15 protein-coding genes are annotated in these 14,788 nt (G+C 67.9%); 9 read left to right on the top strand and 6 right to left on the bottom strand.

Annotation, left to right across the window (positions count from 1 at the left end; translation table 11 throughout):
• The first annotated feature begins 158 nt into the window (after positions 1–158).
• A complete protein-coding gene (locus BN2156_RS25325; protein ID WP_090517767.1) occupies positions 159–1,781 on the top strand; it encodes an ABC-F family ATP-binding cassette domain-containing protein in 1,623 nt (540 codons plus the stop codon).
• Here the strand turns inward: BN2156_RS25325 and BN2156_RS25320 are convergent.
• The 4 genes from BN2156_RS25320 to BN2156_RS25305 all read right to left on the bottom strand — a co-directional run bounded on the left by BN2156_RS25320 (position 1,762) and on the right by BN2156_RS25305 (position 5,869).
• Complete coding sequence (locus BN2156_RS25320; protein WP_090517766.1) at positions 1,762–2,583, bottom strand: type VII secretion target; 822 nt, start codon at positions 2,581–2,583, stop codon at positions 1,762–1,764. The two genes, BN2156_RS25325 and BN2156_RS25320, sit on opposite strands and share 20 nt — an antisense overlap.
• Positions 2,584–2,658: 75 nt before the next feature.
• Complete coding sequence (locus BN2156_RS25315; protein WP_090517765.1) at positions 2,659–4,734, bottom strand: AAA family ATPase; 2,076 nt, start codon at positions 4,732–4,734, stop codon at positions 2,659–2,661.
• 10 nt (positions 4,735–4,744) lie between these two features.
• Positions 4,745–5,134 (bottom strand): anti-sigma factor antagonist, encoded by a 390-nt coding sequence (locus BN2156_RS25310; protein ID WP_090517764.1) that lies wholly within the window; start codon positions 5,132–5,134, stop codon positions 4,745–4,747.
• 45 nt (positions 5,135–5,179) lie between these two features.
• On the bottom strand, positions 5,180–5,869 hold the full coding sequence (locus BN2156_RS25305) for a TetR/AcrR family transcriptional regulator (RefSeq protein ID WP_210436716.1): 690 nt from the start codon (positions 5,867–5,869) through the stop codon (positions 5,180–5,182).
• 103 nt (positions 5,870–5,972) lie between these two features.
• Here BN2156_RS25305 and BN2156_RS25300 point away from each other — a divergent pair, with 103 nt between their 5' ends.
• The 7 genes from BN2156_RS25300 to BN2156_RS25270 all read left to right on the top strand — a co-directional run bounded on the left by BN2156_RS25300 (position 5,973) and on the right by BN2156_RS25270 (position 11,621).
• A complete protein-coding gene (locus tag BN2156_RS25300) occupies positions 5,973–6,533 on the top strand; it encodes a cytokinin riboside 5'-monophosphate phosphoribohydrolase (RefSeq protein ID WP_090518539.1) in 561 nt (186 codons plus the stop codon).
• 91 nt (positions 6,534–6,624) lie between these two features.
• Positions 6,625–8,403 carry a long-chain-acyl-CoA synthetase FadD6 gene (gene fadD6 / locus BN2156_RS25295; protein ID WP_090517763.1) on the top strand — a complete coding sequence of 593 codons (1,779 nt, stop codon included), beginning with the start codon at positions 6,625–6,627 and terminating at the stop codon, positions 8,401–8,403.
• A gap of 65 nt (positions 8,404–8,468) precedes the next feature.
• Positions 8,469–9,344, top strand: coding sequence for a dihydropteroate synthase (gene folP, locus BN2156_RS25290; protein WP_090517762.1), 876 nt, complete (start codon positions 8,469–8,471; stop codon positions 9,342–9,344).
• Positions 9,345–9,379: 35 nt separating this feature from the next.
• Entirely contained in the window at positions 9,380–10,291 is a 912-nt protein-coding gene (locus BN2156_RS25285) for a glucosyl-3-phosphoglycerate synthase (RefSeq protein WP_090518538.1), read from the top strand.
• 30 nt (positions 10,292–10,321) lie between these two features.
• Positions 10,322–10,705 carry a DivIVA domain-containing protein gene (locus BN2156_RS25280; RefSeq protein ID WP_090517761.1) on the top strand — a complete coding sequence of 128 codons (384 nt, stop codon included), beginning with the start codon at positions 10,322–10,324 and terminating at the stop codon, positions 10,703–10,705.
• On the top strand, positions 10,702–11,268 hold the full coding sequence (locus BN2156_RS25275; RefSeq protein ID WP_090517760.1) for a DNA-3-methyladenine glycosylase I: 567 nt from the start codon (positions 10,702–10,704) through the stop codon (positions 11,266–11,268). The genes BN2156_RS25280 and BN2156_RS25275 overlap by 4 nt, the downstream gene beginning before the upstream one ends.
• A 185-nt stretch (positions 11,269–11,453) precedes the next feature.
• Complete coding sequence (locus tag BN2156_RS25270) at positions 11,454–11,621, top strand: DUF3117 domain-containing protein (protein WP_011211259.1); 168 nt, start codon at positions 11,454–11,456, stop codon at positions 11,619–11,621.
• Between the two features lie 20 nt (positions 11,622–11,641).
• Here BN2156_RS25270 and glgA read toward each other — a convergent pair whose 3' ends face one another.
• The gene (glgA, locus tag BN2156_RS25265; RefSeq protein WP_090517759.1) at positions 11,642–12,805 is read right to left on the bottom strand and encodes a glycogen synthase; all 1,164 of its coding nucleotides are present in this window, start codon (positions 12,803–12,805) and stop codon (positions 11,642–11,644) included.
• Positions 12,806–12,905: 100 nt separating this feature from the next.
• Here glgA and glgC point away from each other — a divergent pair, with 100 nt between their 5' ends.
• Positions 12,906–14,120 (top strand): glucose-1-phosphate adenylyltransferase, encoded by a 1,215-nt coding sequence (glgC, locus tag BN2156_RS25260; protein WP_036394784.1) that lies wholly within the window; start codon positions 12,906–12,908, stop codon positions 14,118–14,120.
• Between the two features lie 23 nt (positions 14,121–14,143).
• On the opposite strand, the gene BN2156_RS25255 is transcribed toward glgC, so the two are convergent.
• The gene (locus BN2156_RS25255) at positions 14,144–14,788 is read right to left on the bottom strand and encodes a DUF4126 domain-containing protein (RefSeq protein ID WP_090517758.1); all 645 of its coding nucleotides are present in this window, start codon (positions 14,786–14,788) and stop codon (positions 14,144–14,146) included.

Here is a 14,788-nt window from a genome sequence, read left to right as displayed (position 1 = left end):
CGGTTGCGCCGGTGCGTACTATGGGTAACGCATCTGCTGTCAACCGAGGTGGGCCGAAAACATGCTGGGAGACGACATCTCCGGGTGATCCCGAGAGTCGATTCATTCCTGTCCCTCCGCGCGGTGCCCTGCTGCCCGCATCACTTTGGAGTACCAGCATGTCTATTGTCTGTTCCCATCTGTCGTTCTCCTGGCCCGATGACGTCGAGCTGTTCTCGGACCTGTCGTTTACCGTCGGACCCGGCCGCACCGGGCTGGTCGCCCCCAACGGTGCTGGAAAGAGCACACTGCTCAAACTGATCGCCGGCGAATACCAGCCCTCCTCGGGCTCGGTGACGGTCGACGGCGGCCTCGGCTATCTGCCCCAAAGCCTGCCGTTCACCGCCGATCTGACCGTGGCCGCGGTGCTCGGGGTGGCCCCGGTGCTCGACGCGCTGGCGGCACTGGCCGACGGTGACGCCGGCGAAGCGGTGTTCACCACCATCGGCGACGACTGGGATATCGAGGAGCGCTCCCGCGCCCAGCTGGACCGGCTCGGGCTGGCCGGCGTGGCATTGGATCGCCGGCTGGGCACGCTGTCCGGCGGGGAAGTGGTGTCGCTGGGACTGGCGGCCCAACTGCTCAAGCGGCCCGCCGCCCTGCTGCTCGACGAGCCCACGAACAACCTGGACAGCGACGCCCGGCACCGCCTGTACGACGCACTCGACAGCTACACCGGATGCCTGCTGGTGGTCAGCCACGATCGGGTACTGCTGGATCGGATGGACCAGATCGCCGAGCTGTACCGCGGCGAAATGATCTTCTACGGCGGCAATTTCACCGCGTATCAGGAGACGGTGGACGCCGCGCAGGCGGTGGCCGAGGGCAACATCCGCAACGCCGAACAACAGCTCAAACGCGAGAAGCGCCAGATGCAGGAAGCGCGGGAACGGGCCGCCCGCCGCTCATCGAACGCGGCGCGCAACGTCAAAGATGCCGGGCTGCCGAAGATCGTGGCGGGCAAGCTCAAACGCGATGCCCAGGAATCGGCGGCGCGCGCCGACGATGTGCACGCCCGGCGGGTCGATGATGCTCGGACCCGGCTCGACGAAGCCGAACGAGCCTTGCGCGATGACAAGGTGATTGCGCTGGATCTGCCCGACACCGTGGTGCCTGCCGGGCGCACCGTGTTCACCGGAGACGGCCTGCAGATCAGCCGTGGCGGCCGGAAGTTGTTCGCCGACAACGGGATCAGTTTCTCCATCCGCGGCCCGGAGCGGATCGCGCTGACCGGCCCCAACGGCGCGGGCAAGTCGACCCTGCTGCGGATCGTCGACGGCGCACTGGAACCCGACGCCGGAACGGTGCAGCGGGCCGACGGGCGCATCGCCTCCCTGTCCCAGCGCCTGGATCTGCTGTCCGAGGACCGCACCGTGGCGGAGAGTCTGGCCGCCGCCGCGCCGAGCCTGTCGCACACCCGGCGCATGCACCTGTTGGCGCAGTTCCTGTTTCGCGGCGACCGAATCCACCTGCCGGTGGCCGCGCTGTCGGGTGGAGAACGGCTGCGCGCGACGCTGGCATGCGTGCTCTATGCCGAACCCGCGCCCCAACTGCTGCTCCTGGATGAACCGACGAACAACCTCGATCTGGTCAGTGTGGGGCAGCTCGAATCGGCGCTGAACGCCTACCGGGGGGCGTTCGTGGTGGTCAGCCATGACGAGCGGTTCCTCGACGCCATCGGCATCGACCGGTGGCTGCGGCTGGACAGCGGCGAGCTGAGCGCTACAGCCGGCGCGGATTGATGTTGTGGACCTGGGTGGGCACCGGGCCGACGCCGAAGCCGTCCTCGGCTGCCGCACCGGCCGAGGCGCGATTGCCGAGTTGCTCGGTGTGCCGATCCGCAGCCGCCCCATCCTCGCCTTGGCCGGGGCGAGCCTCGTCCTTCTTGTCGTCCCTGTCGTCGTGCTGATCGGCCGGTCCCTGGTGGTCGGCCGCCTTGACGGCCTGCTCGGCCCCCGAGCCGCCGGCGTCGGCCGCCAGTGAGGCGGCTTCGCCGCCGCTCCCGGCTGCCTGGGTAGCGCTTTCGACGATGCCCTGCACACCCTGCATGACCTGCTGCGGAACCTGTGTCATGGCCTGGGTCAGGCCTTGGAGCGGCTGGGTGATCGACTGCGCCATCTGCCCGGCCATCTGGCTGAACTGGCCCATCATCTGGCCCGCGCCACCTGCACCCGAGCTCGCGGCTTCGGAGGCCCCTGCGCCGCCACCGGCGGCCGCCGGCGAACTTCCGCCACCGAGCGCGTCCGCCTGGGCCTTGAGCCGCTCGGCGGCATCCGTGTCACCACGTGCGTATGCCTGCGAAGCCTTGCCGAGCAATTCGGCCATCCTGCCCGCGGCGACCTGGGTGGCGCCCAGGGCGCCCTCACGGGCGGACGACGCGCCGTCGAACGCGTTCTGCATCGGAAAGCCGATGGCGCCGTGGCTGGACGCGAGGTCCGTCGGGCCGCTGAACGAATTCTTGAAGCTGTTGATGTCACCGCTGACTCCGTCGACGATGCCTTGCAGGCCGGTGATGGCACCTGTGTTGGCGACGAGCTGGTTCATCGAGCCCCCTGGAGGTCGTGCGGTCTAACTGGGCATTTTACCGTCGGCTCGGGTGGGTGCCGCGCGGGAAATTGGTTACGCGTGGGTCTGACGCTCCGCATCGTCGGCCGCGGCAACCATCCCGACTTCGCGGTATCGAGCCGAGACATCGCGCAATGCAGCGCCATCCCGGGCTGCCAGCGCACGGGCGTGCTCCAACGTCAGCTGTCCGAACATGCAATCCAGATCCACCCTGGCCAGCGCATCGATGGCGCGGGTATCGCCCAGCCGCACGCAGTCGTGCAATGCCCGCAGCATCACCGCGGACTGGCCGCCGCGCTCGGCGGCTTTGGCGGCCTCGCGGGCAGCGGTCAGCGCGCCCACCGAATCCTTGCGGGCAAAGGAGGTCCAGGCTCGGGCCAGCGCCAACTCTGGCGCGAACAACATCGACTTGAGCCCGTGCCGGGAGTCCGCGCGGGACAGTGCCTTTCCGGCCTCGACCGGCATTCCGCGTTGGCCGAGCGCCTGCGCCAACAACATCCAGGCCAGCGGACCCCAGGAGTAGCCGGTCGGTGCCAGCGCGGCGGTTGCCTTGCGCAACAAGGCAATCGCCTCATCGCATTGGCCCCGGGCGAGCAGAACGTCAGCCATCAGCACCTCGCCGATGGCGCGGCCGGGCTGCAGTAGCTGGGTGAAGTCGGTGATGCTCTTGGCCATTTCCTGAGCCTGGTCCAGCTGACCGGTCATCAGCAGCGCCGTGGTCTGGCCGAACCCGCTGGTGAACCGCAGCAGTCCGGGATGCCCGGCCGTCAGCGCGCGTTGCGCCATCGGGTCGACCTGATCCAAGAGCCCGGTCCGCGCGCAACTCAGCGCTGCCGTCGAGGCCGCCCAGCCGACCGCGGTGTCGTCGGCGGCGGGGGAGGCCAGCACCTCCAGGGCCAGGCCCAAAGCGCGTTGTGGCGCACCGGCATTCATCGCGAAGGTCGCCGCCAGGGCATCGAGTGTGGTCTGCGCCGTCGAAGTCGACACCCGGCGGCGGGTGGCGCGCAGGAACGCGGTGGCGCGTTCGGGTTCCGACAACATCCAGAACTGATTGGCTGCCTGCGGCAGTGCCCACGCCATCAGTTGGTCCTCGGACAGGCCGGCCGGATCGATCTGTCCCAGCACGGCATCGGCCTCACGCCCGCGGCCCTGCCAGGCCAACGCATACGCGAGTGTCAGCAGACCGTCGAAATTGTCACCCGATGCTGTCGCGGCCCGGGCCAGTCGCTCACTCAGTTCCAGGTCGCCCAGGCGCAGGGCCTCGGAAGCCGCGCCGACAAGCTCATCCGCCGGCAGACGGACGTCGCTGTCGAGCGCCAGCACCGCCACCCTCAGCCGGTCCACCACGCCGGGCCGCGGCGCCGCGGACAACCGCTCGACCAGCGAGCTGCGCAACCGCCGTAGCCCGGGACCACCGATCGTGGCGCGCGTCGCGCTCAGAAACAGCGGGTGCACACAGCGCGCCATCGCGTCGTCGACGCGCACCACCCCGCACCGCTGTGCCTCCCGAACGGCATCGGTGCTGGTCAGCGCCGTCAGATCGGCGACGGGCAGCGGATCGTGGACCGCCAGTTGACACAGTACGGCGACTGCGTCGTCGGGCAGGTCGGCGAGAAAGGTTGTCACCTGGTCGGCCAGCCGGGCGTCATCATGGCCCGGCGGTGACATTTCAACCCGGCTCACCAAGCCGTCATCCCACAACGCCGCGACGTCATCGGGTGCCTGCGCCGCGGCTGCGGTGACGATGAGTTTGGCCGCGCCGCTCACCACGAGTTGGTACACCAGGGCCGCCGACAGACGGTCCAGTAGATGTGCGTCGTCGACGACCAGCAACAGGTCTGACCCGAGCGTGTCGCGGGCGGCCCGCAACACGTCGGCGGTCTTGCCCGCGGAGGGGATGTCGATCAGGTACGCGACCGCCGCGAACGGAACCGCCGCAGCCGATTCGGTGCCGGTGATCCACACGACCCGCCGGAAATCCGTCGCGAGATGCTCGGCCGCCGTCCGGGCGACAGACGTCTTGCCGACACCCGCGGGGCCGAGTAGCGCTGCGCCGCAGCGTTCGTGCAGGCCGGCCTCGAGGCCATCGAGTACGCGGTCACGCGGTGCGATCACCCAGTCGACAGCCATCCATCGAATCCTATGGGGGGTGGTGGCCGTCCAACGCCGAATTGAGGTCGGGGTGTGCCGACACGGCATCGTCCATACCGCATTGGGTGATGACGCGCATGATGCTCGGCTGGCGGATGACAAGCCGCAGCGTGACCCCGCGCTGGCGGCTGTCGACGGTCTGCTTGGCGAGGGCGACGAGTGCCCCGCAACTCATGAAGTCCAGGGACCCGGCATCGACGACGAGCATCGACGCGTCGGGTGTGGCGGCAGCGGATTCGCTGAGCATGCGTTGCCAGACGGACTCGTTGTGGGCATCGACCTGTCCGGAGACCTGAACGATGAGGCCTTCGGGAGCGGTGCGAGCTGTCCAGCGCAGCTCCTGATTCTGCTGGTTCGATTCCACGATGAAACCGAGCATAACCGCCGATGTTTACGTTGTAAACGCGAGTGATCATGTTCCCGATCAGGGATTGTTCAGCCAGTGCTCAATGCGGTCGAGCAGTGCTTCCAGTGCTTCCTCGAACTCGTCGCCGCTGTGGTCCTCGGCCAGCATGGGCTGCAGCCGGCGCAGGTTCGGGTAGTCGGCCAGCGACGTATCGGGTCGTGGCTCGTCGTCGAGAACCGCCTCATCGGGGCTCAGCGCCACCCCACGCGCGGACACCTCGAGCAGCAACTGGCCGACCAGGAACGTGGTGTACGTCCGGTACGCGGCCACCGCGGCGGTGTCGCTGAACCCGTAGGAGATCAGCGTTTCCAGAAACGTCTCCATCCAGCGCAGGCTGCGCAGCGGAGGCCGGACCCATGGGGCCTCTGGCGCCTCTGTCGCGACAAGGGGGAACACCTCGGGATGTTCGAGGGCGATCTGACGCACGCCGTGACCGAGCCGGAGCAGGAAGTCCTGCCAGCCGTCCTCCTGCCGGCGCGCGGCGAGCTGATCGGTGTACAGCCGGTCCACGATGTGATTGACGACGCCGGTCAGCAGGTCACCGCGGCTGTGCACATAGCGGTAGAGCGCCATCGCCTCGACCCCACAGGCCGCGCCCAACCGCCGCATCGTCAATTTCGCCAGACCATCGCGATCGATCAGCTCGATCGCGGTATCCAGGATGTACTCGCGACTCAGCCGTGCCGGTTGATCGACACCATCTGTCACCTGGACCGTCCCTCCGCGTTCCGTACAGTGTCCTCGCGTCGCGGGGTCACGTCCATCGCCCACCGGACATCGGTGGTTCACCGGCACCGTTTACGTTGTGTACGTGTCCGGTGAATTCGACCGCGAGTTTGCGGTGTGTGTCTATTGCGCTTCGGGTCCCACCCATCCTGAGCTGCTGGCACTGGCCAGTGAGGTCGGGGTGGCGATCGCCAAACGCGGATGGACGTTGGTCTCCGGCGGCGGCAACGTCTCGGCGATGGGTGCGGTAGCCCGCGCTGCGCGCTCGTCCAACGGCCGCACGGTCGGCGTGATCCCCAAGGCGCTCGTGCACCGCGAGCTCGCCGACGTCGACGCCGCCGAACTGGTGGTCACCGACACCATGCGGGAACGCAAGAAGGAGATGGAGGACCGCTCCGACGCGTTCATCGCGCTGCCTGGCGGCATCGGCACGCTGGAAGAGTTCTTCGAGGCCTGGACTGCGGGCTACCTGGGCATGCACGAAAAGCCTGTTGTGCTGCTCGATCCGTTCGGTCATTACGACGGTTTGTTGACCTGGTTGCGCGGACTCGTCGACTCCGGTTACGTGAGTAGTCAGGCCCTGGACCGGCTGGTGGTCGTCGACGAAGTCGCCGCGGCGCTCGACGCCTGCGCGCCGCTTACCTAGAACCGGCGGTAACGGCGGTTACCAGCGCGGTTATGGTGTTGCCCACACGACAGCCATCTCGACACCCACACAACGCGCAGGGGGAGACCGCATGACCGACCAGAAATCGGGCACCAGGAGCAGCGTCGGCTTACTCGACCTCGCCAGCCAGGTACCCGGTCTGCTGATGGATGCGCCGGTCATCGCTCGCGGCGTGATCACCGGAATGATGGCCCGCCCGACGGCCAAGACCTCGATCGGCAAGGTGTTCCAGGAGCGGGCCGCCCAGTACGCCGACCGAGTTTTCCTCAAGTTCGGCGACGAGCGCATCACCTACCGTGAGGCCAACGAGACCGTCAACCGCTACGCGGCAGTCCTGGCCGCCAAGGGCGTCGGCCACGGCGACGTGGTCGGGGTGATGTTGCGCAACTCGCCGGACGCGGTGCTGTTGATGCTCGCGATCGTCAAGTGCGGCGCCGTCGCGGGCATGCTCAACTACCACCAGCGCGGCAAGGTCCTGGCCCACAGCATCGGCCTGCTCAAGGCCGCGGCCGTGGTGGCCGAGACCGATCTGATCGAGCACATCACCGAATGCGGCGCCGAGGCCAACGGCCTCATGACGGTCGAAGAGCTGCGCCGGTTGGCGTCGACCGCACCAACCACCAACCCGGCCAGCACGTCGGCCGTGCTCGCCAAGGACAAGGCCTTCTACATCTTCACCTCTGGCACCACCGGCATGCCCAAGGCCAGCGTCATGACGCACTACCGCTGGCTGCGCGCGCTGGCCGGCTTCGGTGGGCTGGGGCTGCGGCTGCACAGCGATGACACGCTGTACTGCTGCCTGCCGCTCTATCACAACAACGCCCTCACCGTCTCGGTCGGATCGGCGCTCAACTCGGGAGCCGCCCTGGCGCTGGGCAAGTCGTTCTCGGCATCCCGGTTCTGGGACGAGGTCATCGCCTACGACGCCACCGCGTTCGTCTACATCGGCGAGATCTGCGGCTATCTGCTCAACCAACCGCCCAAGCCGACCGACCGCGCGCACAAGGTACGGGTCATCGTCGGCAACGGGCTGCGGCCCGCCATCTGGGACGAGTTCACCGAGCGGTTCGGCATCCCCCGGGTGTGCGAGTTCTACGCCGCCAGCGAGGGCAACACCGCCTTCGTCAACGTCTTCAACGTCTCGAAGTCCACCGGTATCTGCCCAAGCCCGGTCGCGTTCGTCGAGTACGACGCGGACAGCGGCGAACCCGCGCGCGGCGCCGATGGCCGGCTGCGCAAGGTCAAGCGCGGCCAGCCCGGCCTGATGCTCTCCAAGATCAACGCGCTGCAGCCGTTCGACGGCTACACCGACAAGGCCGCAAGCGAGAAGAAGCTCGTGCGCAACGCCTTCAAGGACGGCGACGTCTGGTTCAACACCGGTGACCTCATGCGTTCGCAGGGGCTGGGCCACGCCGCGTTCGCCGACCGCCTCGGTGACACCTTCCGGTGGAAGGGCGAGAACGTGGCCACCACCGAGGTGGAGGCGGCCGTTGCGAGCCATCCGCTGATCGAGGAGTGCACCGTGTTCGGCGTCGAGGTGCCCGGCGCCGGTGGCCGCGCCGGGATGGCCGCGGTGCAACTCAAGGACGGCAAGGAATTCGACGGCAAGGAACTGGCCGACGCGTTCTACGGCCACCTGCCGGCCTATGCCGTGCCGTTGTTCGTCCGCGTCGTTTCCGAGTTGGCCCACACCTCGACGTTCAAGAGCCAGAAGGTCGACCTGCGCAAGCAGGGCTATGGATCCGACATCGAGGATCCGCTATACGTGCTGGCCGGCCGCGAGGAAGGCTACGTGCCGTTCTATCCCGAATACGCCGACGAAGTGACGGCCGGGAAGCGGCCCAAGTAGTAGGAGCGCCCAGCGGAAGCTGCCGCGAATATTGCCGCGCACGCGGCACCAGGCACTATGGAGGCGTGTTGTCGACGTTCTGTGGTCGCCCGGTCGCGGGTGACCGTGCGCTGATCATGGCGATCGTCAACCGCACGCCCGACTCCTTCTACGACCGCGGGGCCACCTTCACCGACGACGCCGCCAAGGCCGCGGCGGCCCGGGTGATCGAGGAGGGCGCCGACGTGATCGACGTCGGCGGGGTCAAAGCCGGTCCGGGCAGCATGGTCGACGCCGACGAGGAGATCGCGCGGGTGGTGCCGTTCATCGAATGGCTGCGCACCACCTATCCGGACCAGCTGATCAGCGTCGACACCTGGCGTGCTGCGGTCGCCAAACAGGCCTGCGCTGCCGGGGCCGACCTGATCAACGACACCTGGGCGGGGGCGGATCCGGGGCTGCCCGAGGTGGCCGCCGAATTCGGCGCCGGCCTGGTGTGCTCACACACCGGCGGCGCGGTGCCGCGCACCCGGCCGTTCCGGGTGAACTACGGGATCACCGAGCACGGCGTCGTCGACGACGTCATCGCCGAGGTGACCGCCGCGGCCGAACGGGCCGTGGCAACGGGCGTGCCGCGGGATCGGATCCTGATCGACCCAACCCATGATTTCGGTAAAAACACTCATCACGGTCTTAGTTTGTTGCGCCACGTAAAAGATCTTGTTAAGACCGGATGGCCGGTCCTGATGGCGCTCAGCAACAAGGATTTTGTCGGGGAGACTCTGGGTGTGGATCTGACCGAACGCCTGGAGGGCACGCTGGCCGCGACGGCACTGGCCGCTGCGGATGGAGCCGCCATGTTTCGGGTACACGAGGTCGGACCCACTCGGCGCGTACTGGAGATGGTCGCGTCGATCCAGGGAGTGCGGGCACCCGCACGAACAGTGAGGGGGCTGGCATGACCGCAATACCTGAACTGGACGTCGCCGCCGGAGTGGTGGGACACCGCTGGCTGACCGACCACAGCTGGAACCGGCCGAGCTGGACCATTGCCGAGCTGGAGGCCGCCAAGGCCGGCCGCACGGTCTCGGTGGTGCTGCCCGCCCTCAACGAGGAAGAAACCGTCGCCTCCGTCGTCGAGACCATCACCCCGCTGCTGGGCGGGCTGGTCGATGAGCTGATCGTGCTCGACTCGGGATCCACCGACGACACCGAGATCCGGGCGGTGGCCGCCGGGGCCCGGGTGGTCAGCCGCGAGGTCGCGCTGCCCGAGGTCGCACCGCAGCCGGGCAAAGGTGAGGTGCTGTGGCGGTCGCTGGCTGCCACGACGGGCGACATCATCGCGTTCGTCGACTCGGACCTGATCGACCCCGACCCGATGTTCGTCCCGAAGCTGCTGGGCCCGCTGCTCACCGCCGACGGTGTGCACCTGGTCAAGGGGTTCTACCGGCGGCCGCTCAAGGTCAGCGGCGCCGAGGACGCCAACGGCGGTGGCCGGGTCACCGAACTGGTGGCGCGCCCGCTGCTGGCCTCGCTGCGGCCCGAACTCAACTGCGTGCTGCAGCCGCTGGGCGGCGAATACGCGGGCACCCGTGAGCTGCTGACCTCGGTGCCGTTCGCACCCGGCTACGGCGTGGAGATCGGTCTGCTGGTCGACACCTACGACCGGCTCGGCCTGGATGCCATCGCCCAGGTGAACCTGGGGGTGCGCGCGCACCGCAACCGGCCGCTGACCGAGCTGGCCTCGATGAGCCGGCAGGTCATCGCGACCCTGCTGTCGCGCTGCGGGATCGCCGATTCGGGCGTGGGCCTGACCCAGTTCTTCGCCGACGGTGACGACTTCACCCCGCGGGTGTCGCCGGTGTCCCTGGCCGACCGCCCGCCCATGGTGACCCTGCGCCCGCGCTAGGTGTCGCATGCGTGAGGCAGTATCGAAGGCGTGACACTGATACTGCTGTACCTGGTGGTCCTGGTTCTGGTGGCCACGGTGCTGTTCGGGTTGGGCAGCGTCATCTTCGGCCGGGGCGAGACATTGCCGCCCCTTCCGCGCGGCACGACCGCCACGGTGCTGCCCGCTTCGGGCGTCACCGGTGCCGATGTGGATGCCATCAAGTTCGCCCAGGTCCTGCGCGGATACAAGACCAGCGAGGTGGATTGGGTGCTCGACCGGCTGGGCCGTGAGCTCGACGCCGTGCGGGGAGAGCTGGCCGCGGTCCGTGCGGCCTACGGCGTGCCCGAGGACCTCGACGACTTCGATGAGGACGACGACGAGGACGAGGTGTCGGCCACCGCTGGGGAAGTCCGCGCCACGGAGGAGTCATGAGCGACGACGGCCGCGTCCGGTGCGGCTGGGCGGTCGACGCGGCGGGGGATTCCACGCTGTACCGCGACTATCACGACACCGAGTGGGGCCGTCCGCTGCGGGATTCGGGGGCGCTGTTCGAGCGCATCAGCCTGGAGGCCTTCCAGAGCGGGCTGAGCTGGCTGATCATCCTGCGTAAGCGGGAGAATTTCCGGGCCGCGTTCGACGGGTTCGACGCGGGCGCGGTGGCGGAATACACCGACGACGACGTCGAACGGTTGATGGCCGACGCAGGCATCGTGCGCAACCGGGCCAAGATCCTGGCGACCATCGCCAACGCCAGGGCCGTCAGCGAGCTCGACGTCGACCTGGGCGAGCTGTTGTGGTCCTTCGCCCCTGAACCCCGGCCGCGGCCCGCTGACCTGGCCCAAGTGCCCGCGGTGACCCCGGAATCGACCGCCATGGCCAAGGAGCTCAAGCGGCGGGGCTTCAAGTTCGTGGGCCCCACCACGGCCTATGCGTTGATGCAGGCCACCGGCATGGTCGACGATCACGTCGCGTCCTGCTGGGTTCCGGTGGCATAGAAAGTTGACCGGTAAAACATGCTTCCGGTCGGTATCGGCCGGGTCTTTGCACACCCACCGCTGCGGATAAGGAACAATAGGGGTAGTTCAGTAGCAGTTCAACGCCGGGTGCCGCCAACGAGTGGGCGGCTTCGGCCCCAACCTGGCCCGCTGACGCGGGTCGGCACTGTTGGAGGGAGCACTCGATGGCGGCGATGAAGCCCCGGACTGGTGACGGTCCACTGGAAGCAACCAAAGAGGGGCGAGGAATCGTTATGCGAGTACCGCTGGAAGGCGGTGGGCGCCTCGTTGTCGAACTGACTCCCGACGAGGCCGCTGCGCTGGGCGACGAACTCAAGTCCGTCACCAGCTGATCGACTCGCAAGGTGTCCGCTCAGGCGGACACCTTGCGGTATATCTCCAGGGTCTGTTCAGCGATGTGGGCCCAGGAGAACTCTGCGATGCAACGCTGACGTCCGGCCTCGCCGTACTTGCGGGCGGTTTCCGGTTCGGCCACCAGTGAGTTGACCGCGTCGGCCAGGCGCATCTCGAAGAACCGCGGGTCGCCGGCGTCGTAGTGCACGAGCAGCCCGGTCTGGTGGTCGGCAACCACCTCAGGGATACCGCCGACGTCGGAGGCGACCACCGGCGTCGAACATGCCATCGCTTCCAGGTTGACGATGCCCAACGGCTCATAGACCGACGGGCACACGAAAACTGTTGCAGCGGAGAGTATTTCGCGGATCTTGTTGATCGGCAGCATCTCACGCACCCAGAACACGCCGGTCCGGGCCCGGGCCAGCTCGGCCACGGCGGCGGACACCTCGGCGGCGATCTCGGGGGTATCGGGGGCGCCGGCACACAACACCAGCTGCACCTCGGGGCTGAACCGGTGGGCCGCGGCCACCAGATGGGCCACGCCTTTCTGCCGGGTGATGCGCCCGACGAACGCCACGATCGGGCGGCTCAGATCGACACCGAGTTCGGCGAGCACCGAGTCGGCGTCGGCCGGCGGAGTCGGATACCACACATCGGTGTCGATCCCGTTGCGCACCACGTGGACCCGGTTGGGATCCAGCGCCGGATACGTGCGCAGCACGTCGTCACGCATCCCGGAACTCACCGCGATCACCGCGTCGGCCGCCTCGATCGCGGTGCGCTCGACCCAGGACGACACCCGGTAGCCGCCGCCGAGCTGCTCGGCCTTCCACGGGCGCAGCGGCTCCAGTGAATGCGCGGTCAGCACGTGGGGGATGCCGTAGAGCAGCCCGGTCAGGTGCCCGGCCATCCCGGCATACCAGGTGTGCGAGTGCACCACCGTGGCCGCCGCCGCGGAGTTGACCATGTTGAGGTCCGCGGACAGCGTCGACAGTGCCGCGTTGGCGCCGCGCAGCGCCGGATCGGGCTGTGCCACGAAGGCGCCGTCCCGCGGGGCGCCCATGCAATGGACGTCGACGTCGCACAGCTGACGCAACTGCGCGACGAGTTCGGTCACGTGCACCCCGGCACCGCCGTACACCTCGGGTGGATATTCCCGAGTCATCATGGCCACCCGCATATCCGAGACGGTAGTAGGTCGCGGTGGGTCCAGCTACACGCCGGACACTTCTGTTGCCATTGGCTGGCCGCGTTGCTGGTTGGCGGATAGGTTTGGAGCCATGAGGGAGTTGCCACATGTGCTGGGCATCGTTCTGGCCGGGGGAGAGGGCAAACGGCTGTACCCGTTGACGGCCGACCGTGCCAAGCCGGCAGTTCCCTTCGGCGGTGCCTACCGGCTGATCGACTTCGTGCTGTCGAACCTCGTGAACGCCCGCTACCTCCGGATCTGCGTTCTGACGCAATACAAGTCGCATTCACTGGACCGTCACATCAGCCAGAACTGGCGATTGTCGGGCCTGGCCGGTGAGTACATCACCCCGGTGCCTGCGCAGCAGCGGCTCGGGCCCCGCTGGTACACCGGATCGGCGGATGCGATCTACCAGTCGCTCAACCTGATCTACGACGAAGACCCGGACTACATCATCATCTTCGGCGCCGACCACGTGTACCGCATGGATCCCGAGCAGATGCTGCGGTTCCACATCGACAGCGGAGCCGGGGCGACCGTCGCCGGGATCCGGGTGCCGCGTGCGGAGGCCAGCGCGTTCGGCTGCATCGACGCCGACGATTCCGGGCGCATCAGGGAATTCGTGGAGAAGCCCGCGGACCCGCCCGGCACACCCGACGATCCTGAGCAGACCTTCGTGTCGATGGGCAACTACATCTTCACCACCAAGGTGCTCATCGACGCGATCCGTGCCGACGCCGACGACGACCACTCCGATCACGACATGGGCGGCGACATCATTCCGCGGCTGGTGTCCGACGGGATGGCTGCGGTGTACGACTTCAACAACAACGAGGTGCCCGGCGCCACCGAGCGCGACCACGGCTACTGGCGCGATGTCGGAACCCTCGACGCGTTCTACGACGCACACATGGACCTGGTGTCGGTGCACCCGGTGTTCAACCTCTACAACAAGCGCTGGCCCATCCGCGGCGAGTCGGAGAATCTGGCCCCGGCCAAGTTCGTCAACGGCGGTTCGGCGCAGGAGTCGGTGGTGGGCGCCGGGAGCATCATTTCGGCTGCCTCGGTGCGTAATTCGGTGTTGTCCTCCAACGTGGTGATCGACGACGGCGCCATCGTGGAGGGCAGCGTGCTGATGCCCGGGGTGCGGATCGGCCGCGGCGCGGTGGTGCGCCACGCGATCCTGGACAAGAACGTGGTGGTCGGTCCCGGCGAGATGGTCGGCGTGGATCTCGACAAGGACCGGGAGCGGTTCGCGATCAGCGCGGGCGGCGTGGTCGCCGTCGGCAAGGGTGTCTGGATCTGACGCGGCTCGTCGTCAGCGCGGGTTCACTCCCAGGGGTCTACCGCGGCAGGTCGGGGCGCGGCATTGGTGCGGGCGTTGACGCCGACCTTGGCCTCACTGCGTCGCCTACGCCACCGCCACAGCCGGAAGGCACCCCAGATCAGGGCGAGCAGCGCAACGAGCACCAGCACCGGTAGCAGGATCGCGACGAACACCAGCCCGATGCTCGTGACGTCCTCGACGGTGGAGAGCACGGGCGCCGCGACCCCCGCGGTGGCGACGTTGGCCGCGGGTCTGACCGTGGACTTGGTCAACGACACGACCAGCGCGGTGACCGCGCCGATCGCCACCGGAATCCATTGACCGGACTGCGCGAACGCGCCCGGGTCGGCGACGGCGGCGGTCTGCGACGCGGTGCCCGACCCGAACACGATGCCGCCCGCGGTCGGCCGGACGAACGTCTGGATGGTGTCGTTGACGGAGTCCAGAGCGGGGATCTTGTCGGCGACCACTTCGACGATCAGCAGCACCGCGACGATCGCCATCACCCAGCCGTTCTCCAGCCAGGACCACCCGGGCGGCAATGCCACCAGATGGGTGAAGCGTGACAGCAGGCCCAAGGCCAGCAACGGGATATAGGCATTGAGCCCCGCCGCAGTGGCCAGGCCGAAGCCGGTCAACAGTTCCAT

The sequence above is a fragment of the Mycolicibacterium neworleansense genome, from assembly GCF_001245615.1.
Classification (GTDB): domain Bacteria; phylum Actinomycetota; class Actinomycetes; order Mycobacteriales; family Mycobacteriaceae; genus Mycobacterium; species Mycobacterium neworleansense.
Note: the sequence above shows the minus strand (reverse complement) of the source record. Positions and strands in the feature narration are given on the sequence as shown.